Annotated in this window: 13 protein-coding genes and 1 pseudogene; 12 read left to right on the forward strand and 2 right to left on the reverse strand. The window is 55.8% G+C overall.

Annotated features, from left to right (window positions below; genetic code table 11):
• Positions 1-216: 216 nt before the first annotated feature.
• Together CAP48_RS07700 and pbpC are read left to right on the forward strand one after the other, a co-directional pair.
• A complete protein-coding gene (locus tag CAP48_RS07700; RefSeq protein ID WP_161495218.1) occupies positions 217-6192 on the forward strand; it encodes an alpha-2-macroglobulin in 5976 nt (1991 codons plus the stop codon).
• Positions 6189-8414: a penicillin-binding protein 1C gene (pbpC, locus tag CAP48_RS07705; RefSeq protein WP_242444360.1), complete on the forward strand. Its 2226-nt coding sequence runs from the start codon at positions 6189-6191 to the stop codon at positions 8412-8414. The genes CAP48_RS07700 and pbpC overlap by 4 nt, the downstream gene beginning before the upstream one ends.
• A 193-nt stretch (positions 8415-8607) precedes the next feature.
• On the opposite strand, the gene CAP48_RS07710 is transcribed toward pbpC, so the two are convergent.
• Positions 8608-9270, reverse strand: a complete 663-nt coding sequence (locus CAP48_RS07710; protein WP_369806330.1) for an AAA family ATPase — start codon at positions 9268-9270, stop codon at positions 8608-8610.
• A 162-nt stretch (positions 9271-9432) separates the two neighbouring features.
• Between CAP48_RS07710 and CAP48_RS07715 the strand changes: the two genes are divergently transcribed.
• The 4 genes and pseudogenes from CAP48_RS07715 to CAP48_RS07730 form a co-directional block, all read left to right on the forward strand.
• Positions 9433-10275, forward strand: a complete 843-nt coding sequence (locus tag CAP48_RS07715) for a carbon-nitrogen hydrolase family protein (RefSeq protein WP_100695405.1) — start codon at positions 9433-9435, stop codon at positions 10273-10275.
• Positions 10272-10901 carry a molybdopterin adenylyltransferase gene (gene mog / locus CAP48_RS07720; protein WP_100695406.1) on the forward strand — a complete coding sequence of 210 codons (630 nt, stop codon included), beginning with the start codon at positions 10272-10274 and terminating at the stop codon, positions 10899-10901. The genes CAP48_RS07715 and mog overlap by 4 nt, the downstream gene beginning before the upstream one ends.
• Before the next feature lie 118 nt (positions 10902-11019).
• Positions 11020-12084, forward strand: coding sequence for a class II fructose-bisphosphate aldolase (fba, locus tag CAP48_RS07725; protein WP_100695407.1), 1065 nt, complete (start codon positions 11020-11022; stop codon positions 12082-12084).
• 176 nt (positions 12085-12260) lie between these two features.
• Positions 12261-12341 (forward strand): annotated as a pseudogene (locus tag CAP48_RS07730) (transcriptional regulator); the annotation flags it as partial.
• A gap of 108 nt (positions 12342-12449) precedes the next feature.
• Here CAP48_RS07730 and CAP48_RS07735 read toward each other — a convergent pair.
• Positions 12450-16184, reverse strand: a complete 3735-nt coding sequence (locus tag CAP48_RS07735; protein WP_100695408.1) for an autotransporter domain-containing protein — start codon at positions 16182-16184, stop codon at positions 12450-12452.
• Between the two features lie 412 nt (positions 16185-16596).
• On the opposite strand from CAP48_RS07735, the gene CAP48_RS07740 reads away from it, so the two are divergent.
• The 6 genes from CAP48_RS07740 (at position 16597) to CAP48_RS07765 (ending at position 22634) form a co-directional block, all read left to right on the forward strand.
• A complete protein-coding gene (locus tag CAP48_RS07740) occupies positions 16597-17478 on the forward strand; it encodes a phosphoribosylaminoimidazolesuccinocarboxamide synthase (protein ID WP_100695409.1) in 882 nt (293 codons plus the stop codon).
• Between the two features lie 85 nt (positions 17479-17563).
• The gene (gene purE / locus CAP48_RS07745) at positions 17564-18037 is read left to right on the forward strand and encodes a 5-(carboxyamino)imidazole ribonucleotide mutase (protein WP_242444451.1); all 474 of its coding nucleotides are present in this window, start codon (positions 17564-17566) and stop codon (positions 18035-18037) included.
• Positions 18038-18050: 13 nt separating this feature from the next.
• Positions 18051-19238: a 5-(carboxyamino)imidazole ribonucleotide synthase gene (locus CAP48_RS07750; RefSeq protein ID WP_100695411.1), complete on the forward strand. Its 1188-nt coding sequence runs from the start codon at positions 18051-18053 to the stop codon at positions 19236-19238.
• 76 nt (positions 19239-19314) lie between these two features.
• The gene (locus tag CAP48_RS07755) at positions 19315-20331 is read left to right on the forward strand and encodes an L-threonylcarbamoyladenylate synthase (RefSeq protein ID WP_100695412.1); all 1017 of its coding nucleotides are present in this window, start codon (positions 19315-19317) and stop codon (positions 20329-20331) included.
• Positions 20332-20481: 150 nt separating this feature from the next.
• Positions 20482-21675: a M20 aminoacylase family protein gene (locus CAP48_RS07760; RefSeq protein WP_100696707.1), complete on the forward strand. Its 1194-nt coding sequence runs from the start codon at positions 20482-20484 to the stop codon at positions 21673-21675.
• A gap of 239 nt (positions 21676-21914) precedes the next feature.
• Positions 21915-22634 (forward strand): molecular chaperone, encoded by a 720-nt coding sequence (locus CAP48_RS07765; RefSeq protein ID WP_161495219.1) that lies wholly within the window; start codon positions 21915-21917, stop codon positions 22632-22634.
• Positions 22635-22781 lie beyond the last annotated feature (147 nt).

A 22781-nucleotide genomic window follows, 5' to 3' on the forward strand; every position in this document is an offset into this window, starting at 1 on the left:
GGTCGACTTGCGCACGTCGCAGTTTGACATCGGCAACGCAACGAACCTGCAGCCCTGGCCATCGACACAGTCGGTGGCTTTTTTTATACATTGTGGCACTTTGGGCCACGCTACGTATTTTCGGCAGATAGCTGAATCAGACCCACTTCTGTTATGATTTCAGCGAGCCGCCGGTTTGGCTGGTGGCCCAGAGTTTCTTTTCTGAAGGCAGTAACTATGAAACGTATATTTGTTGCTGGGGCTGCACTGGCCCTGTGGGGAATCTTTGCCACTGCTGGCGCCGCCGATATTACATCGGTGTCGCCTTCGGGCACGCAAAGCAAGGTCTCGGCTATCGATATTGTGTTCAGCACCAACGTCATTCCGTTGGGCCGCAACGATTTACCGCCCCCAGTAACAGTCCAGTGTACAGACAGCCAGATCAAAGGGCACGGCAAATGGTCCGATGGTGCGCACTGGTCATACGAATTCGAAAAAACACTGCCAGCAGGTGTGCAATGCACGATTACCCCTGATGCGTCTTTTCGCGATACCGTCGGCAAGCCGATTCAGGGAAAAAAACAATACCGGTTTGATACTGGCAGGCTGGCGGTCGAATCTGTCAGTCCATCGGGCCGGGTCAGCGAAGACCAGGCTTTCACGGTCAGGTTTAATTTGCCGGTGAAGGCAGCCAGCCTGCAAGAACATGCCAGCTGCGTCGTGCAGGGGTTAGGCGAACAGATCCCCGTCAAAGTGCTGTCCGAGCAGGACAAGCAGGTCATTATCAGCCAGGCTCGGCCCTATCTGGCAGATGAGGCAGACAATATTGCCTTTGTTCAGTGCGCGCGTCGCTTGCCGGCCGCTGCAAAAGGCAGACTCGTCATCGGGCAAGCCGTAAGCAGCCAGGGCGGCGTATCCATGAGCAAGCCCTATCAGTTCGAGTTCGACGTGCGCAAGAATTTTTCCGCCGGGTTTTCGTGCGCACGTGAGAACCAGAATGCGCATTGTTCGCCAGCCAGGCCGGTATATCTCACGCTTAGTGAATCGGTCGATACCGCTGCAATAAAATCCATCACACTTGTTGCTGCTAACGGAAAACAGTATTCGCCAGAGATCACTGAAAACGACGCTACGGTAAGCAGCGTGAAGTTCCCGGGTCCTTTTGCCGAAAACGAAACACTCACGCTCAATGTGCCGGCAGGCCTGCAGGACGACTCTGGGCGGGCGCTGAGCAATGCGGAACAGTTTCCGATGAAGATCCGCATGGCTTCCTATTCACCCATGCTCAAGTTTGCTTCTTCGTCCTTCGGGATTATCGAGCGCAACGCCGACTCTGTCCAGGGCAAGGCACCGTGGCTGGTGCCGCTTACGGTCAGGTATATAGAGAAGCAACTGGCCGTCAAGGACCGGGCGCTTTCACCTGGCACAATTCGTGACTATGTTCCCCAGGACGATGCCGATGTACTCAAGGCCTTTGCGCGGGTGCGCCGCCTGGACGAAACGTCCATGACGGCAGCAAATATCCGCAATGTCATGAATGATCGGGCAGACACCCCCACGGAAAAAAAACCGGCCTACATAGACACGCGTTCCGTTTCCATGCTCTCCGAAAACCCGGACGCAGCAACCATTACACTGCCTGCTTCACCGTCTGGCGGTGAACGTCGCGATTTCGAAGTGCTCGGCGTGCCGTTGCACAAGCCGGGCTTTCATGTGCTGGAAGCCAGTTCTGCCCGGCTTGGACAGGCGTTGCTGGCAAATAAAAAACCCATGTACGTGCGCAGCTCTGTATTGGTTACCAATATGGCCGTGCATGTCAAAAAGGGCCGGGACGATTTGCTGGTATGGGTGACAACGCTGGACGATGCCAAACCGGTAGCGCACGCACAGGTCAATGTGCTGGACTGCTCAGGCAAAAAACTGGTGAGCGGCCAAACAGGCAGCGACGGTATCTGGCATTACCGCAAGGCGGTCAAGGGTGAAGACTATTGTGCTTCTACGGAGTTGTCCGGCCTTTTTGTCTCTGCACGTATTGGTGCCGACCACCCGCAAGCGGCCGGTGTGGGTGATTATTCATTTGCCTTTACCTCGTGGGATCAGGGAATCGAATCGTGGCGCTTTAATGTGCCAACCGACAGCTCCGCGCAGCCCACCGTACGCGCGCATACCGTCATGGACCGCAGCCTGTTTCGCGCCGGAGAAACGGTGTCGATGAAGCATCTGTTGCGCACGCTGACGCGCGACGGGTTTGCATTGCCTGCAACTGACACGCTGCCAACAGAAGCAAGCATAGAATTGGTTGGCGGCGAAGACAAGTACACGTTTCCCCTGGAATGGAAGCAGACGCCCGGTGGCAGTGTATCCAGCACATCAGAGTGGAAGATCCCGCAGGACATCAAGCGCGGTCAGTACCGAGTGGTGCTTGACCCAGACGACAAATACTATGAAACGGTTCAGTTTCGTGTTGAAGACTTCAAGCTGCCTTTGCTGTCCGGACAGCTTTCGGTTAATGATGCGGCCGGCGGCCAGGGGCCGTTGATCGCGCCGCAGGCCTTGCGTGTGGATATGCAAATGCAATATCTGTCGGGCGGTGCAGCGAGCAAATTGCCGGTCGATATCTCCGCGCTGTCACGCAACCGCAAGATTTCCTTCCGCGACTATGACGATTATTCCTTTGATCCGCCGCAGCCTGTAGACGCAGCCAATGAGAATGCGGAACAAGAAGCCGCGACAGAAAGTAATGACGCCAGTCGCATCATCGTGAATAAACAGAAAATCACGCTGGACAGCCAGGGTCACGGCACACTGGCGCTGGACGCGCTGCCGGTTTCGGACTTACCGCGAAATCTCACGTTTGAAGGCAGCTTCATGGATCCCAACGGGCAAGTGCAAACCATCAGTCGGACGGTTCCCGTCTGGCCTGCCGCCTATGTGGCAGGAATCCGCAGTGGCTACCTCGTGCAACAGGAAAAGGCGGCCGGCATTTCCGTCGTTGTGCTCGATACCCAGGGCAAGCCGGTCACCACGGCGCCGGTCACCGTGCGTGCGGTCAGCTATACCTATCAGACTGTGCGCAAGCGCCTGGTAGGTGGTTTTTACAGCTACGATACGCATCGCGTCGCCAAGGACCTGGGAACCGTTTGCACTGGAACCAGTGATGCAGACGGCAAACTAGCTTGCGATATAAAACTGAAAGAGCAGGGACGCATCAGTCTGGTTGCGCAGGTAAGCGATCCGCAAGGGCGCCAGGCGCAGGCAGAATCCAGTGTCTATGTGGTCGGCGCCGGTGAAATGTGGTTCTCGGGCGAGAATAACGATCGCATCGATATTATTTCCGACAAGAAGGAATATCAGCCGGGCGAGACGGCGCAGTTCCAGGTTCGCATGCCGTTTCGGCAGGCCAACGCGCTGGTTGCCATTGAGCGCGAAGGCATACTGGAAACGCGGCAGGTTGCACTGTCGGGCACGAATCCCTCCTTTAGCGTTCAGATCAAGCCAGAATGGGGGCCAAACGTCTATGTTTCGGTGCTGGCCTTGCGCGGTCGAATCCGCGACTCGGCACAGAATCCCGACTTAAGCTGGGGAGAGCCGGTGGCGGCTTCGCCTACGGCATTGATTGACCTGGCCAAGCCAGCCTATCGCTACGGCCTGACGGGAATTCGCGTGCGCAGTGATAACAATGCGATGAAGGTTACTGTCACAACAGACAAGCCGCGCTATCAGGTCCGCGACCAGGCCACGGCAACTATTCGGGCAACCTTGCCCGATGGCCGCCCGGCCGCCCATGCCAGTGTTGCCCTGGCCGTGGTCGACGAGGCCTTGCTGGAGCTGGCACCCAATGAGAGTTGGGATATTGTCAAAGCCATGATGGGCGAACGCGCTTACGGCGTGGAAACCGCGACGGCGCAAATGGAAGTTGTAGGCCGGCGGCACTATGGCCGCAAGGCCCTGCCGCCCGGTGGTGGTGGCGGCCATGGTGGCGCGCCGACCCGCGAGTTGCTCGACAGCCTGGTATTGTGGAAACCCGATATTTTGCTGGATGAGCAGGGTCAGGCCGCTGTGCCGTTGCGCCTGAACGATGCAATCTCCGGTTTTCGACTGGCGGCCATTGCCGAACTGGGTGCAGACCGGTTCGGCCAGGGCAGCGCCCAGTTCGTGACAACGCAGGATCTGCAGGCTATTTCTGGTCTGCCGCTGGTTGCCCGTAGTGATGATCATTACACCGCAGCAATGACGCTGCGCAATGCGACAGATCGCGCCATGACTGTAGAGGCAGGCGCAAGCGTCAGCGGTCAGTCGCTTGCGCCAATGTCCCTGAAGCGACAGACCGTAACGATTGCGGCACAGTCATCAATCAGGGTGAGCTGGGACATGGACATGCGCAAGCTGGCGCCAGGTACCGAATCGCAAACACTCAAATGGCGCTTCGATGCAAGGGAGCAGAACGTATCTTCTGACGCTGTCGCCACAGATCGCATCGCGGCCGATAGTGTCGAGGTGTCTCAATTGCTGATTCCGACCGTGCCGGTAACCGTGCGACAGGCAACGCTGCAATCGGTGCGGGCAAAGGAACCTATACAGGGGCTGCCCGTGCAGCCGCCGGCGGGCGCAATCAAAGGCACTGACGGCCTGCCGCTAGGTGGCGTACAGGTGCAACTGTCCACTTCGCTGGCAAATGGGCTGGAGCCGGTGCGCCGCTGGTTCACCGACTATCAGTTCACCTGCCTGGAACAATTGTCATCGATCGCTATCGGCATCGACAACCCGCAGCGCTGGTCGGCATTGATGAACCGGTTGCCCGTCTACATGGATGACCATGGACTGGTGGCATACTTTCCAGGGCTTGCCGGCGATGAAGTGCTTACCGCGCACCTGCTCGCGGTTTCTCACGAAGCCAGTCGCGGCGGCCAGCCATATACGATTCCCGATGCGTATCGTGAAAAAATGCTGGAAGGGCTAATGTCCTATGTCACAGGGAAAATCCGCTCCACCGCATGGCAGCCTAAACAGGATAATGGGGAACGCAGGCTGATGGTACTGGAGTCGCTGGCCAGAGCTGGTCTGGTCACGCCGCGCCTGATGTCCACGATTGAGTTTGATCGGGAACGCATGAGTACGGCTGCGCTGGTAGACTGGCTCAGTATCGTATCGCGCGTCAAGACAATGCCGGATCAGGCCAAAATTCTGGCTTCGCTGCGTTCTGCGTTGCTCTCGCGCATGAGTCGCCAGGGAACCAGCCTGGTTCTGGCAGATGACGACAATGCCTATCCGTGGTGGATGATGAGCAATCGGGCCAGTGTGACGGCCAAGCTGCTGGTGACGGTCATGGACAACAAGGCCTGGGAAAAGGATATTCCGCTGTTGCTGACCGGCTTGCTGGGCCAGCAGCAGCGCGGCGCCTGGTCTACGACGACAGCCAATGTGTGGGGCACGCTGGCGGTTCGCGCCTTTAGCGCTTCGTTTGAAAAAACGCCTGTCAAGGGCACGCTGTCCATGTCGCTGAAAGCCGCCGGAAATGACGCAGTCGCAGACGATCAGCAGTGGGAAGGGCTGCTGCCGACGCAAAAAATCCTGGCGCCCTGGAAAAACAGTGACGCCCGGCAATTGTCGCTCTCCTTGCAGGGCACGGGCCGCGTCTGGGCGTCCGTGGCTGCCCAGGCCGCAGTGCCGGTCGACAAGCCCGTGTATGCAGGCTATACGCTGAGCCGCAGCATTACGCCTGTATCACAGGCGCAAAACGGGAAATGGTCCGTAGGCGATATTTATCGTATCAGACTGGAGATGACAGCAAAAGCCGCCATGAACTGGGTAGTCCTGAGCGATCCGGTGCCGGCCGGAGCAACTATCCTGGGCGGCGGGCTTGGCCGGGATTCGGCGGTGGCCACAGAGAGTGAAGAGCAGGATGAAAATGGCAAGTTGCCAAGTTTTGTCGAAAGAAAAAGTGAACTCTACCGTGCCTACTATGCATGGCTGCCTGCTGGCAAGACTACGCTCGAGTACACCGTGCGGCTCAATACGCCAGGCAGCTATAGCCTGCCGGCCACACGCATCGAAGCCATGTATGCACCACAGGTCTATGGGGAGTTGCCCAACACGGCCCGGTTTACCATTGTTGACGCCAACAATGAATCGGCACCAACTGCTGCACCACAGTCCGCAGCGGCGCCAGGGCCGGATGCAAACGCGGATGTGAATAACGCAGCCACGCCATGACCTTGCAGGATGTCGGCAAAAACACACATCGGCCACGCCGGGCAATCCGGCTGGCTGGCCTGTGCCTGGTGGCGATGCTGCTCATTTTGATCGGCACGGGCATTTACATTGTCGGCCTGCCTGTGCCCACCTATGATCAGGTGCGCGCGACTTACCGCTCATCCTATATCACCTTGCTTGACCGGGATGGCGCCGTGCTGGAACGGGTGCGGCACGACTACCGCGACAGGCGTGATAACTGGACACCGCTGGCTGACATTTCACCGGCGCTCACAAGCGCCGTGTTGCAATCCGAAGATCGGCGTTTCTATAGCCATCCTGGCGTTGATGTGCTGGCATTGGGCGGCGCAGTGCGCGATCGCATCACGCGAAACTCCGTGCGCGGCAGCTCTACGCTTACCATGCAACTGGCAGGCATGCTGCACACCAGCGATGGGCGTGCCGGCCGGCGTACACTTGCTCAAAAGACGCAACAAATGGTTCGCGCCCTGGCCATGGAGCTGCACTGGACTAAACCGCAGATTCTTGAAACCTATCTGAACCTCGTGCCCTGGCGCGGCGAGCTATCGGGTATTACCGCTGCAGCCCGCAGCCTTTTCGGCAAGCACCCTGTCGGTCTGGATAGTCGTGAAGCTGCCATACTTGCTGCCATGCTGCGTTCGCCCAATGCGTCGCCAGCCGTTATTTCACGGCGAGCTTGCGGCATTCTGAAAGCTCAATCGCAGGCGCAATATTGCGATCATCTTGCCGGTATTGCCCAGTACCATCTGAACCATACCACCAGCGTGCTGCAGGACGATCCTTTTTCTGCGTCCCATTTTGCACGGCGCCGGCTGACACTAAAGCTGCCGCAGCAAGAGCGCGTCAATACCACGATTGACGGCGCGTTGCAGCGTAAGGTGCAGACGATTCTTAGTCGTGTGGTCCATGAAATTCGACACACTCACGCCAATGATGCGGCTGCGGTGGTTCTGGACAATCGCACCGGCAGTATTCTGGCCTACGTGGGGTCTTCCGGTGATCTGGCGACCGCCCGATACGTGGACAATGTAGCCGCCATGCGCCAGGCCGGCTCAACCCTGAAACCGTTCCTGTACGCCCAGGCGCTCGAACAGCGTCGCATTACGGCCGCTTCCCTCATTGATGACAGTGCCGTCAATCTTCCGACCGGCAACGGACTATATGTGCCGCAAAATTATGACAAGCAGTTCGGCGGCTGGGTCAGTGCACGTACGGCCCTGGCGTCCTCTTTGAATATCCCGGCCGTGCGTCTGTTGGTCATGGTCACCCCCGACGTCTTTCACCAGCGCTTGCGACAGCTTGGGCTGCCGCTATTGGAGTCTGGCGATTACTACGGTTACAGTCTGGCGCTGGGCAGCGCCGATGTGACCTTGCTTTCGCTCACGAATGCGTACCGTGCGCTCGCCAATGGCGGCATGTACAGTCAAGTGAACTGGGGCGTAGGCGCGGCACCGCCTGCCAGCCGTATCATGGGCGAGGAAGCGGCATGGCTGGTCGGCGATATTTTATCGGATCGCCAGGCGCGGGCGCGCACCTTTGGTCTGGATAGCGCTTTGTCCACCCCGTTCTGGACTGCAGTCAAAACCGGCACCAGCAAAGACATGCGCGACAACTGGACGGTCGGCTGGTCTGATCAATACACCGTGGGCGTCTGGGTTGGTAACAGTACTGGCGCAAGCATGCGACAAGTCAGTGGCGTAACCGGCGCGGGACCGGCGTGGCACGACATTATGCGTTATCTGCACCAGCGCCATGCCAGCCAGCCTGCGGTCAAGCCAGCGGGCCTCACACAAAGAAATATCACATTTGAAAATAATCTGGAAGCCGCGCGGACCGAGTATTTTCTGCCGGGCACCGAGATGTCACGCGTTGCGCTGGCAGCATCGGCTGCATCGCCGGTCTCTGCCCGAATGGTAATAAGCTCGCCCGCAGACGGTACGATCATCGCGCTGGACCCGGACATCCCTGCGCCAAACCAGCGCCTGCAGTTACTGGCCACGACGCCGGCAGGAACGGCGCAGACGACGGTACGCTGGTACGTCGATGGTCGTTTTTTGAGTGATGCCAATCCCTTTGCATGGTATCCCGTACCGGGCAGTCACGTGATTGAAGCGCGTGATGGCAATGACCAGATGCAGGACCGGGTACGAGTCAACATTCGCGGGGCAAAATTGCGAGCGCGACTGGAGCAGCAGCCGTAAGGCATGTCTTTGTTTGAAGAATGGCTCTGTGCACCCCATGTCCTTCACCATCACGCGGTATTGATCGGCCAACTTTCCGTAGCTGTCCGGGCCGAAACCGGCATCATAGGAATCCGTTCTAATCCATTAATTTGAGCGCATGTTGAGGATTGTTGACGACCGCTGTCATCATTTGAAAAGTGTCTGTGTCTTCCTAAGAGACTGTTTCGATACCGTGTGCAGAACATTGATAAATGGTTGAATCGGGATAGGCCGATAAAATGGGGGAGTGCGTGGCGATCACAAACTGCGAACCTTCGTTAATCAGATCATGAATACGAAAGAGCGCAGGCAATTGACGTTGTGGAGAAAGCGCTGATTCCGGCTCATCCAGGATATAAAGTCCCTTTGCCCCAAATCTATGCGTCAATAGTGTCGTGAACGACTCACCGTGTGATTGTTCGTGCAATGACGTCACCCACCGTAAAAATTTATAATTTTTTGGGACTCCTTCGTCCTTGTCTACATGCCCTATTTCCGTGGCAAGGTTGAAAAAAATTTCTGCACGCAAGAAAAAACCGGCCCTGGGCTTTAAGCCTTTTGCCAGGCGGATATGATCTGCCAGCGGGCTGTGCGACTTTCTCGTATGGAAATTGCGTGTTCCTCCATTCGGGTTAACGCCGTAAGCAACGGCGATCGCTTCCAGCAGCGCGGATTTTCCCGATCCATTTTCACCCATAAAATAGGTGACTTTAGAATGAAAATCCAGACGATACAGATCCTTTACTGCTGCCAGGTTATAGGGATAGCCGTCATAAGAGTCGACTGTTTCCCGGCGAAAAATCAGGTGTTGAAGACATTGATTATTCAGTGCCATTGTCTGCAAGCCAGCCAATCAAAGCGAACGAGTAAAAAAGTACGATAAAGACGGTCAAAAAACAAAATCAATGTCTTGGTATTTCGTCCCTGGCCAATACTGAACACAGCGCCGGCGATCTGTTGCATAATTGAGTAAACAGTCCGATCAGGTGGTGCCGCAATGCAAACGAATACAAGTCACTCTAAACTCACGGTGGGCGTCGGCCAGTTTGCCGCTGTCAATGAGATTGAGCCCAATAAGTCACATATCCATACCCTGGTAACCCAGGCGGCAGAGCAGGGCGTGCAACTGCTGGTCCTGCCCGAAGCTTCCATGTGTTCTTTCGGCTCGCCGCTACCGCAATTGCGCGAGACCGCCGGTAACAACTCGCCTGCCTTTGTCCGCTACATGCAGGACCTGGCGCGCGACCACGATATGCATATCGTGGTCGGCGTGCTCAGCCTCGCAGACCAGCCGGGTGATGAGCGCGTGACTAACCAGCTACTGGTGATTGACAATACCGGCAAGCAGGTGCTTCGCTATACCAAAATGCACGTTTATGATGCATTCAAGTTCAAGGAGTCAGATAAAGTGCGCCCCGGCAGTTTTTCTGAAGAGAACGCCGAATTGGGCCTGTTTGATATCAAGGACTTTCGGATTGGCCTGATCAACTGCTATGATCTTCGTTTTCCGGAAATGGCAAGGGCCTTGATTGATCAGGGAGCCAACGTTCTGTCGGTAAGCGCAGCCTGGCTTGCCGGTCCCCTCAAGGAAAACCACTGGGAAATCCTGCTGCGCGCCCGCGCCATTGAAAACACCAGCTACGTGCTGGCATCAGGGCAAACTGCGCCACGCAATTGCGGATTGAGCATGATTGTGGATCCATTGGGAATGGTGCTGGGCACCGCGACCGCAGATCCAGGTTTGGCAGTCTACACCTTGTCATCAGAACGTATTGCCCAAGTGCGCGAACTGCTGCCTTGCCTGCAAAATCGTCGTTATCAGGTATCAGGATTGAAATGAATACAACTGCAATAAAAAGAACCCATCCGGACGAACTCATTGTCGGATTGGTATCGGTCTCGGATAGGGCAACGTCCGGCGCCTACGAGGACAAGGGCATTCCTTCGCTCCAGGCCTGGCTGGGTCGCGCCCTGCAATCTCCTTTTCAAACGTGTGCGCGGCTGATTGCCGATGAACAGCGAACCATTTCCGAGACGTTGATCGAACTGGTGGATCAGCAGGGTTGCGATCTTGTGTTAACCACCGGTGGTACGGGGCCGGCGCGGCGTGATGTTACGCCCGAGGCGACTTTGGCGGTGGCCAGCAAGCAGATGCCAGGTTTCGGCGAACAAATGCGCCAGATCAGCCTGGCTTTTGTGCCTACTGCCATTCTGTCCCGGCAGGTGGCCGTGATTCGCGAGGCAGAAGCTCATGCCGCACTGATTATCAATCTGCCGGGGCAGCCGAAAGCCATTCAGGAAACCCTGGAAGGCTTGCGAGATGATCAGGGTCAGGTAAAAGTACCAGGTATTTTTGCTGCCGTGCCTTACTGCATCGACCTGATCGGTGGTCCTTATATTGAAACGCGGGCCGATATTGTCAACGCCTTTCGGCCAAAATCGGCCCGGCGCGATCCTGTCGCATGAACGCAGCAGTGTCACAATTGGTAAATTTGGTAAAAACCAGCGTTCCTGCGCCTTATATGTTGTTTCCCACTTAAAATAGTGGTTATTCAGATATTTTTCAATTTCAGGAGATCGTTACATGGCACTCGTTTCTATGCGCCAATTACTGGATCATGCCGCGGAAAACGGCTATGGTATCCCCGCCTTCAACGTGAACAATCTGGAGCAGGTGCAGGCCATCATGGAAGCGGCCAAGGAGACCAATAGCCCGGTTATCATGCAGGCATCGGCCGGTGCGCGTAAATACGCAGGCGAAGGTTTTCTCAAACACCTGATCCAGGCCGCAGTAGAGAGCTATCCGGAAATCCCGGTAGTTATGCACCAGGATCACGGCCAGTCGCCTGAAATCTGTCAGGGCGCCATCAATCTTGGCTTTTCAAGTGTCATGATGGACGGCTCGCTCATGGCCGACGGTAAAACCATCGCCGATTATGAGTACAACGTCGACGTGACAAAGCAGGTTGTCGACCTGGCACACAAGGTCGGTGTAACGGTGGAAGGTGAATTGGGCTGTCTGGGTTCTCTTGAAACCATGAAAGGCGACAAGGAAGACGGCCACGGTGCTGAAGGCACAATGACCATGGAACAGCTGCTGACCGATCCGGAGCAGGCGGCCGATTTCGTTCGTCGCACCCAGCTGGATGCGCTGGCCATCGCCATCGGCACCAGCCATGGCGCCTACAAGTTCACCCGCAAGCCGACAGGTGATATCCTGTCCATCAGTCGCATCAAGGAAATTCACGCCCGCCTGCCCAATACGCACCTGGTCATGCACGGCAGCTCCAGTGTTCCCCAGGAACTGCTGGCTGAAATCCGTGAATTCGGTGGCGACATGAAAGAAACCTATGGCGTGCCAGTCGAAGAAATTCAGGAAGCCATCAAGTTTGGCGTTCGCAAAGTCAATATTGATACCGATATCCGTCTTGCCATGACAGGCGCCATCCGCCGATTCCTGGCGGAAAACCCGGGCAAATTCGACCCGCGCGAATACAACAAGCCAGCCCGCGAAGCCGCCAAGAAGATCTGCGTGGCGCGTTATCAGGAATTCGGTACAGCTGGCAACGCCAGCAAAATCAAACCGATTGCCTTGTCTGAAATGGCCGCAGCCTATGCTGCCGGCAAGTTGTCTCAGCAAGTAAAATAAGACAATGGCGCCGTCTCCCGGGGCGGCCTGTCTGGGAAGCCCCGTCACGACGTTGCGTTGTGGCGGGGTTTTGCTTGTGAGTTTCCGTAATAGAAGACGATACCGGTAACGGGCATACTGCTATCTGCAAACCGGCGTCCGCCAGGAGTTGCATTGTGGCAGGAGGCAAATAGACGCAGGGTCATACACACCCGTCGGCTCCGGCGTTGAAATTGCTCAATGTGATCGCCAATAAGGGACTGCAAGCGATTCTGTGAGAAGACAGAACCAACCCCAAAGGCTGGATGCGATCCAACCTTTGGGAAATCATGCAATGGCATTCGTCATGCGCCATGAGCAATGACGTAACTGACAAACGTCCGCCATTAGAATGCATAGCTGATACCCAGGGACAGAGCGTGGTCCGATACTTTCTTGCCGAAACGGCCATCGTAATACAAGCCTGCGGATAAGTTCTTTTTAGGACTTGCCTGTATTCCCACCTCGGTCACGAAAGCGTTTCGGGAAAGAGGTATTCCTCGGACGTCAAATGTGTCTCCGCCAGGGTACTTAACAGAGGAAATGGGGCCAATATCTCCGACGTTATAATTCCAGCCGATCATGCCAGACAGTCTGAAGGCGGTGCCAGAGCCACTTTCAACGATATTTGATATTCTCGCACCCAAAATACTGGATACAACATTGGCTGATTGACGTTTGCCCGATACCTTGCTGGCATCGCCGTCTTCCTCGAATGCGTTGGTCCTCAAATGCACATATGCGCTGTTGACAAACGGTTCGATCATCACGGCCTTCGCGGTAAATTTGTAGCCCAGTTCGCCGTAGACTTGCAGACTGTTGGCACTGTAATCGGCCTTGTTCATGGACGTCAAATCGGGATACCCACCGCGTCGAGTGGCGATTTCATGATGAGCCAGTGAGGCACCCACGCGCAGTCCGAGACGTTCGCGTTCTGTGGCGGCATACGCCCCAAATTGATAACTGTCGACTTTGGCTGACGCGCGATCGCTCTTGAGGGAACTATTGGACAGCTCCACCAGCGCCCCGGCACGCCAGTTCCGATTCATTAAATGATCTACACCGAATATCAGGCCGCCGATGTTACGATCCAGCCGGGCGGCGTTGCCGTCCCCTTTGTGTTTTTGCCAGGAGCCCAGCACCTTACCCCAGACGGTCGTGCTCGTTTGCGCAAGCAGTTTGCCGTCGGCGCTAGTACCAATATTCGGGAGGGAAGCGAACCCGGACCGACCGAGTGCAGCATTCCGCATGAATCGGGTGTTGTCGATCAGTGTTTGTTTGAGTGAAGCATGAATATCCACATTGGACAACTGCTGTAAACTGCTGGCTGCTTCCTGACGTGAAGCCGACGTGAGCAACGCATCATACAAGGGATGGCCCGGCGACAGCGACTCAATGCCGTCGCCAATCTGCCTCTGGTTGTACGTCTGGCCTACAGCGCCAAAGCCAAGATGACTTCTACCCAGGACCAGGCCCACAGTCTGTGGCGAGTAGCGCAAGCCGGCGGCAATAAAGGGCAGGTCAATATCCAGATGTGCCTGATCGAATGCACCGGATACACCTGCACCGGCGGTCAGGATCTCATACGGGTTTTGCATGCTCTGTCTGACCTGTTGCGCCAGTTGCGTCCTGGACAGGTTGGCGACACCGACATCGAGCATACCACCATGGATATTGGCTGCGTTTTCAACCTTCAGTATGTCATGGTTACCCTGGCCATCGATCTCAATTGCCAGTCGCGATCCCGGCTCAAAAATGGCGTTGCCCGCACCCGCACCCGCGCCGGCAGCACCTGATGTCGTGACAGTCAGTGTGCCTATCGAATTGCCCGGCGATACAATACCATCCTGACGGACATGAATGCCACCGACCCGCCCGTTGCCGCTGAGTGTACCTCCACCATAAACAATTGTGTTCGAGATGGTTGAACCGTCGACGGCAAATCGGCCATCGTAGACGTGGGTGGAACCCGTGTAGGTATTGTCCCCCTGCAGGCGGAGGGTGCCACCGCCCAATACCAACACGTCTCCGGAGCCGGTGATGCTATCCTTGTAGGCCCATTCATCGGAGCGTGCAAAAACCAGCGAGCTGTTATTGAGGATGTTGCCGGTCACACTGCCGTTTGTGCCACCAATACCGAGCTGCAGCACACCATCGGTAATTTTTGTGCCGCCAGTATAACGATTGTTGCCCGCAAGCGCCAGCAGGCCGGCGCCTTTTTTCTCCAGTCCGCCAGGACCCGAAATATCGTTGGTCCAGACATCCGCGACGCATGCGTCTTCTGCGCAGGCCGCTGATTTTTTGCCTGGGATGTTAACCACAAAATTGATATATTCAAAGGCATTCTCGGGTGTGTCTGCCTTATTATTCGGCTGTATGCGTGTCAGTTCATGTTCATATGCCTGCCTGCGAAACGCCGCCTCTTGTGGGGCAAGTTGGTCGTTCAGGGCGAGCAATTGCGCCGCTTCTTTTTGATTACCTGCTTTTTCCGCGTTTGCGGCGCGCTTGGCGTTTTCGAGCATTTGTATTTTCAGTTCATAAGCCTGAGTAGCGTAGTAATCGGCTTTTGCCACGATCGGGTTATATTTGTCGGCGGCCTCTATTTCGTACTGCTCAAGCTTTTCAATATAGTCCCTGCGCAGCGCAAACAGCGAACGAGGTCCGCCCATGGCGGCTTCCAGATCCATTGCGCCCCAGCCGTACACACGGTCAATGCCGGGTGCGCCGATATCCTGAGCCGTGCTCAGCACAATGTCACGAACTTGCCAGTTCTGAAGATAGGGAAACCTGGACTTTGTGACCGCAAGTCCTGCTGTCAGTGTCGGCGCCGCCATGGACGTCCCCATCGCCATACGGTAAATTGGCTGCAGGTTTTTCGGATCCATAACCTCGGCTTCAAGCGAGCCTGCTGGGGCTGAGCTGGTCACGGCCAGGCTCAGGATCCGATATCTGTCCGAAGAAATGTTGCCATTCAATTTTTCATAAATGTACTTCTGGCCGCTGGCATCGGGATGATAAAAATCGACAGGGTAAGGCAGGGCAGGTAACGTTGTGGCATATGCTTTATCCGGTTCAGCCAACATGCCGCCTGCAGCGCCGATGCACCAGTATTTACTGATGCCACAGATGTTTGAATAACTGTTGATATCCTTGGTTCCATTCAGGATGACCGCACTCACGATGCCCTTTTCTATGCGGCTCCAGTCGGCGTCTGTCAGATTCTTCTCGCGATGATTCGTATAAGGGATACTGTTGATTCCAGATGCATTTCCGATCCCCCGAAACAACCTGGGTCGTGCATCATATTTATTGAATGCTGCATTGTATGCTGCATAATACCGGTCATTACCTGCTGAACTGACGTTCACGACGCCGTTGGCAGAACTCAATTCGATATGTTGACGATCCCGATACCGTTGCATATGACGAATATCCGGACCGTGTGATCCGAATTGTCCGTCCGGGAGTGCCACCGGAATGGCGTAAATACCGAAATTGTATCCATAGCTGTGGTTGATGAAGTCTGCCCCGGCGTCGACGATTGTTTTTCCAAGCTTGGAGAGCGTTCCTCCAGCCTGTTGTTGAGCCTGAAAGGTTTGTCTGAAGTTTCCCGTCACAAAATTGGTGGCACCGAAAGCGCCGCCGTGCATGCCTTTTCCGTCCTTTCTGGCGGCAATGATGCCCGCCACGTGCATCCCGTGATAGGCAGGCTTTCCTGTGCCCGCATCAAATGCCGGGGTGGTGGCCAATGGGTAACTGCCAACGGTGTTGAAGTTGATCCCTGCCAATTCAGGATGTTCCACATACAGCGGATTATCCAGTTGCCCCACCTTTACGTTCTGACCCGTCGCCCCCGCAGCGTAGGCTGCATCGAATCGATGTAAATGGAGTCCCCAGTTTGCATAAAACTCCGAGGTCCTGAAGCTTGCCCGATCGCCGCTCGCTTTGGGTGTATAGATCAGAGGGCGACTCGTTCGTTCATCGGCCATCGCATCGTGTGCCAGCGAAAAAGCCGAGCTGCCAAATAGAAGGGCGATAAGCGTATGTATATGAAGTGCTTTATATCGACATAAAAATTGCATTCTGTCTCCCAATATTGTCAATAGCGTTAAGAGGAATCGCCCAACAGCACGATGGTTGGGGCTTGACAAAATTACTCAGAATATTAGTTTGTGTAAACTCGGATAGAGACGAAATCTTTTGAGAAAATCCTTATGTCAGGAAATGATGCGCATCAGCCAGTCGCGACTGTCAAACAGAACACAGTCATGGCTCATTATTTTGGTGCGGGAAGCGCCTTTCTTCAGCCAACGATGGACACGGTTTTGGCATTGGCGCGCCGACGATGCGTTGTAGCGGGGTTTTTTGCGTTCAATCGTGGCATATGGCGGTAAAATAGCGGATTATTCCCGTTTCTGTTCCATGACCGTACGCCCGCGAAAACACTTAACGCGTCGCTTACGGCATGATATTTTCCCTTGCAAAGGATTTCCGGTGACATCTGCGCTTCTTCAATCTGATATTCAGTCCCTGCCACTGCTGGCACGCGGCAAAGTCCGCGATATGTACGCCGTGGGCGACGACAAACTGTTGATTGTTGCTTCTGATCGTATTTCTGCGTTTGATGTGATTCTGGACGATCCTATTCCGGGCAAGGGTCAGGTGCTCACCGAACTGACGGAGTTCTGGCTCAAGAAATTGGGCCATATTATTCCCACCCATGTGACCGGCATTGCGCCAGAAGAGGTGGTGCAGCCCTCGGAAATTGACCAGGTCCGGGGCCGGGCCATGGTTGTCAAGCGGCTTAAGCCTGTTCTGGTAGAAGCGGTTGCCCGTGGCTATTTGATCGGGTCCGGCTGGAACGATTATCAAAAAACCGGCGCTATCTGCGGCGTCAGCCTGCCTGCCGGCCTGATCCAGGCACAGAAACTGGCATCGCCTATTTTTACTCCGGCGGCCAAGGCCGAAATGGGTTCTCACGATGAGAACGTCGACTTCGACCATGTCGTGCGCGAAGTCGGGCAGCCGCTTGCCGAACAGATTCGTGATATTACGCTGCGCCTGTACACCGAGGCGGCCGATTATGCCGCCGAAAAAGGCATCCTGATTGCTGATACCAAATTTGAATTTGGCCTGGATGACAACGGCGTGCTGCATCTGATGGATGAAGTGCTCACGCCCGACTCGTCCCGTTTCTGGCCCGCCGATTCGTACCAGACCGGCATCAGCCCGCCGTCCTTTGACAAGCAATTTGTGCGTGACTGGCTCCAAACCCAGCCGTGGGATAAAACCGCGCCAGCACCGCGGCTGCCGCAGGACGTATTACAGAAAACGGCTGGCAAATATCGCGAGGCGGCTACCCGCCTGATCGGATGAGCAGGGCGTGATGAACGATACATTCAATTCAAACCACAACAGTACAGACTCTGGGCAGGAAGAACAGCCGCTGGTTGGTGTCATCATGGGCTCTTCCAGCGACTGGGACGTTATGAAAAAAGCGACGGCCATGCTCGACCAGTTTGGCGTGCCTTTCAAGGCACAGGTCATCTCGGCACATCGGATGCCGCAAGATATGGCCGAGTATGGTGCCGGTGCCTACGAGCGCGGCCTGCGGGCCATTATTGCCGGCGCCGGCGGTGCTGCACATTTGCCGGGCATGATGGCGGCGCTCACAGAAGTGCCTGTGTTTGGCGTGCCGGTGCCATCGCGCTATCTGCGCGGCGAAGATTCACTGCTGTCCATCGTGCAAATGCCCAAGGGGATTCCGGTAGCCACCTTTGCGATCGGCGAAGCCGGCGCGGCCAACGCAGCGCTGCATGTGATTGCCATGCTGGCCATGACGAACCCGGCGCTGCGCGAGCAGCTGCGCGCGTTCCGCGAAAACCAGACCGATGCGGCAAGAGCCATGACATTGCCGCCAGTTACCCAGAATTGAAAGAGAATCTCCAATGCATACACCGATAGCACTTTCTGACCGCATCCACCCCGGCGAATGGCTGGGCATGCTGGGCGGCGGCCAGCTGGGTCGCATGTTCTGCCATGAAGCGCAAAAGCTCGGATACAAGGTTGTTGTGCTGGATCCGTCCGGCAACAGCCCTGCGGGCATGGTGGCCGAGCGGCATATGGCCGCCGCCTACGATGACATCGTGGCGCTCAGGGAGCTGGCCGCCATTACGCCGGCGGTGACCACCGAATTTGAAAATGTCCCGGCCAGCAGTCTGAAGCAGCTGTCAGCCACCTGTCGCGTGACGCCGGGCGCCGCCGCCGTTGCCGTGGTGCAGGACCGGATTGCTGAAAAAGCGTTTATCAGCGCCCAGGATATTCCGGTAGCGCCTTATTGCGAAGTTCGCAGTATCGAGGATCTGAACGGGGCGCAAGATGCCCTTTTTCCCGGTATCCTGAAAGTGGCCCGGCTCGGCTACGACGGCAAGGGTCAGCAGCGGGTTGCCAGCCGCGAGCAGGCCGTCGAAGCGTTCCGTGACTTTGGACAGATTCCCTGTGTGCTCGAAGCCATGCTGCCGCTTGACTATGAAATTTCAGTGGTCATGGCGCGTGCCATCAGCGGAGAGACCGCGATCTTTCCGATTGGCGTCAATACGCATGAAGACGGTATTCTTGCCAGTACGGTCGTCGCGCCGGGCCTGGTCAATGAAGACGTGGCCAGCCAGGCCAGGGCTGCGGCCTTGCGTATCGCTGAAGGGCTCAACTATCAGGGCGTGCTGTGTGTCGAATTTTTTGTTCTTTCCGATGGCAGTCTTATTGCAAATGAAATAGCGCCGCGCCCGCACAACAGTGGTCACTACACCATGGATGCCTGCGTTACCAGCCAGTTTGAGCAGCAGGTCCGTGTCATGACAGGCATGCCGCTGGGTGCGACAGATCTGCTCGCGCCTGTGGTCATGCTCAATATTCTGGGGGACTGTTGGTTCAACGGCAATACCAACCGCGCGCGTGAACCGCAGTGGCACGAGATCTTTCAGATCCCTGGCGTGTCACTGCACCTTTACGGAAAGGACGAACCGCGCCCGGGACGCAAGGTCGGACATATCAATGTGGTTGGAACCAGCCTGGATCAGGCCAGGGAGCGGGCCCGGGATGTGATTCGCAAACTGGGAATCCGCACTGTCCTGTCCTGAAAATTCCGGAATCACTCATTAACGACGCGAACCCGGCAATACATCGCAAGCATTCCCTAATTACGCCACGCAAACCATGCCCACTATCGATATGACAACCGAAATCGACCATGCCGCGCGCATTCTGCACGAGGGCGGTTTGGTGGCGATGCCGACGGAAACCGTCTACGGCCTGGCGGCCGACGCGCAAAGCGCACAGGCCGTAGAGAAAATCTACAGGGCCAAACAGCGGCCAGCCAACCATCCCCTGATTGTTCATATTGCGCCCGAAGCTGATCTGTCATACTGGACCCGGGATGTGCCTGTCGAAGCAGAAAAACTGATCCGGGCATTCTGGCCAGGTCCATTGACCCTGATTCTGCCCAAAAATCCGGCCATCACAGATGCGGTCACGGGTGGACAGGACAGTATCGGGCTGCGATGCCCGTCGCATCCAGTGGCCATGGAACTGATTCGTGCATTCGCTCGTCTGCGGCCCTCAGGGCAGGCTGGTATTGCAGCGCCTTCTGCCAACCGTTTCGGCCACGTTTCTCCGACTAAAGCTGAACATGTGCGTCAAGAGTTTCCACAGGAATGCGCCCGCGGCATGCCGGTCCTGGAAGGCGGAGACGCCGAAATTGGGATTGAATCGACCATTGTGGACGCCTCCCGGATTGACCAGGGCATGCCGGTTGTGTTGCTGCGTCCCGGACACATTTCGGCCCCGCAATTGGCCCAGGTGCTAGGGTATGTTCCTGCTCGTCCAGACGCCGGGGTCCCTCGGGCTTCCGGGACCCTTAAGGCGCATTATGCGCCGCAAACCCGGCTCAGCCTGTTTGACGCTCAAGAGCTGGAATGTTTGCTGGCAGCTCGGCCCGGACATGAGCGCTGGGCCATCTATTCATTTGATGCCGCACCCTTGTCGTTGTCATCACAATTGCAATGGCATCGGGTGCCCTCGGATCCGGTACGCTACGCGCATGATCTTTATGCGCTTTTGCGCCAAGCCGATCAGCAGCATTTGGACCATTTGCTGATCCAGCGCCTGCCGGGCGATGCTCAATGGGACGCGGTCGCCGATCGCCTGCAACGGGCCGCCGCCGCATTCGAATAAGGCTGCACTGGGCCAGACTCCGCCGCGGAATGCTTTATATTCCAAGTGGTTAGCTCATCGGCTGTGGTTTATTTCGGAAAATGCAAAGCCGCTTTGCCAGTTGGCGTAAACCGGATTATGATGATCCTATTGGAATCCGCGGAACGCAATATGTTAGAAATCAAGAATCTTCAGGAAATGGTGGATGTGCGCAGGGATATCCACGCTCACCCCGAACTGGCTTATGAAGAAAACCGGACCGCACAGGTCATTTGTCGCAAGCTCAGGGAATGGGGCATTCCCTATGAGACGGGCATCGGAAAAACCGGCGTGGTGGCAAGCATCCAGGCAGGCAGCGCCGATAAGGCCATCGCCTTGCGTGCAGATATGGACGCGCTACCCATGCAGGAAGAAAACCGGTTTGCGCACCGCTCCCGACATGACGGCAAAATGCATGGCTGCGGTCATGACGGTCATACCACCATGCTGCTGACCGCAGCGCATTACCTGAACGAGACACGCAATTTCGATGGTACGGTCCATTTGATTTTCCAGCCTGCAGAAGAGGGCGCGGCTGGTGCCAGGGCCATGCTTGAAGACGGATTGCTGGAACGATTTCCCTGCGAAGCGATTTTCGGCATGCACAATTGGCCCGGGTTGCCAGAAGGAGCCTTCGGCTATCGCAGCGGTCCATTGATGGCTTCCAGCAATGTGTTCAAAATCACGGTCTCTGGAAAAGGTGGTCACGCCGCTGCGCCCGCCGATTGTGCCGACCCGGTGCCGGCGATTGCGCAGATTGCCGTCGCGCTGCAAACTATTGTTTCGCGTTCGGTGCGTCCGATCGACCCGGCAGTGCTGTCCATCACGCAAATTCATACCGGGTCTGCCAATAATGTGATCCCCGATAGCGGCTGGCTTGCTGGTGCCGTGCGCTGTTTTTCCGACGACATTGTCGACTTGATGGAAAAGCGCATGCGTGAACTGGCAACGCAAATTGCCAGCAGTTTTGGTTGTACGTGCGACGTGCAATTTGATCGCCGGTATCCGCCACTGGTCAATACGCCCGACGAAACCGAGTTCTGCCGCCAGGTTATGGAATCCTTGTATGGCGACAAGAGTGCGCAGATGGTGCGTGAAAATGTACAGGTCATGCCATCCGAAGATTTTTCCTTCTTCCTGCGTGAACGGCCTGGCAGTTATGTGTTCCTGGGAAATGGCCAAGGCGATCATCGCGAGCCGGACCACGGCCTGGGTCCATGCATGCTGCATAATCCCAGCTACGATTTTAACGACAAGCTGATCCCTATCGGCGCCAGCTACTGGGTGCGCCTGACGGAAATGTATCTGGCGTCCGAGGTCGAATAAACGCATGGCGATCCATTGTCGGGAAAAGGCAGCCATAACCGTAACGGGCGCAACCACAGTCGTAGCCACAATCACGATCCGTTCCTGAGAAATCGGAACGAGGCTAGAGTCATCGATTCACAGAAGTCGATGCGTGATGACAAATCAGTGTCGTGATGATTTTGCCGGTCTGGCAGGATCGGATAATAAGCGTTAACATGGCTTTCTGTTGTTTTGTATTTATTCTTGGGGCCGGTTTCATGCGATTGCTGTTACGTTCGATCCTGTTTGTGGCTTTTTTCGCGGCGGGACACGTTGCCTTTGCCGCCGGCCTTCAGGTGACTCCCATCGTGCTTGATATAAAGCAAGGCCAGAAGTCCGATGGCTTGTGGCTGACCAACACCTCAAGCGAGGCCATGGATGTACAGGTGCGGGTATTTGAATGGGAACAGAATAATAAAACCGATGTACTTCGGCCAACACCGGAATTCGTGGCCAGTCCTCCGATGACAAAAATCGCCAGCGGAAACAAGCAATTTATTCGTTTGGTGAGGGTAGGTCAATCCCAAGCCCCCATTGAGCGCTCATATCGTATTGTTGTGGATGAATTGCCATTGGAAAACGCCGCAGCCAAAGGCCTGACATTTGCGCTTCGCTACTCGATCCCGGTGTTTATACAGGGCAGCAGCAAACCCATACCGCCTGCACTGACGTGGCATTTGGAATCTGGCCGACAAGGCGACGTGCTGTTGAGCATCCACAATTCGGGAACGACGCGTGCAAAACTCAGTGATTTGACATTCACAAGCGACAAAGGCCAAACTATTTCTATCAATCAAGGCCTGTTTGGCTATGCGCTTGCCAATAGCGGCAGGCAGTGGACAATTTCAAAGAGCACGCGTGTCTTTTCTGGCGGAGGGACGTTCCAGGGGATAGTCAATGGCCAAGCGTCGACAGTTTCTGTTCCGGGCACGAGATAACCCCTCAATCTCGGACACCCGACACAACGAGTTATGCGGAAATGCTGTTGCTAAAAGTAGCCAATTTGTAATATTTTCAATGTTATGAAACAAATTGTTTCTACAATGCTTGATTGAAATTATTACATTTGTTATTGTTGCTTACCG

It is taken from the genome of Advenella sp. S44 (genome assembly GCF_002810445.1).
GTDB lineage: Bacteria > Pseudomonadota > Gammaproteobacteria > Burkholderiales > Burkholderiaceae_B > Advenella.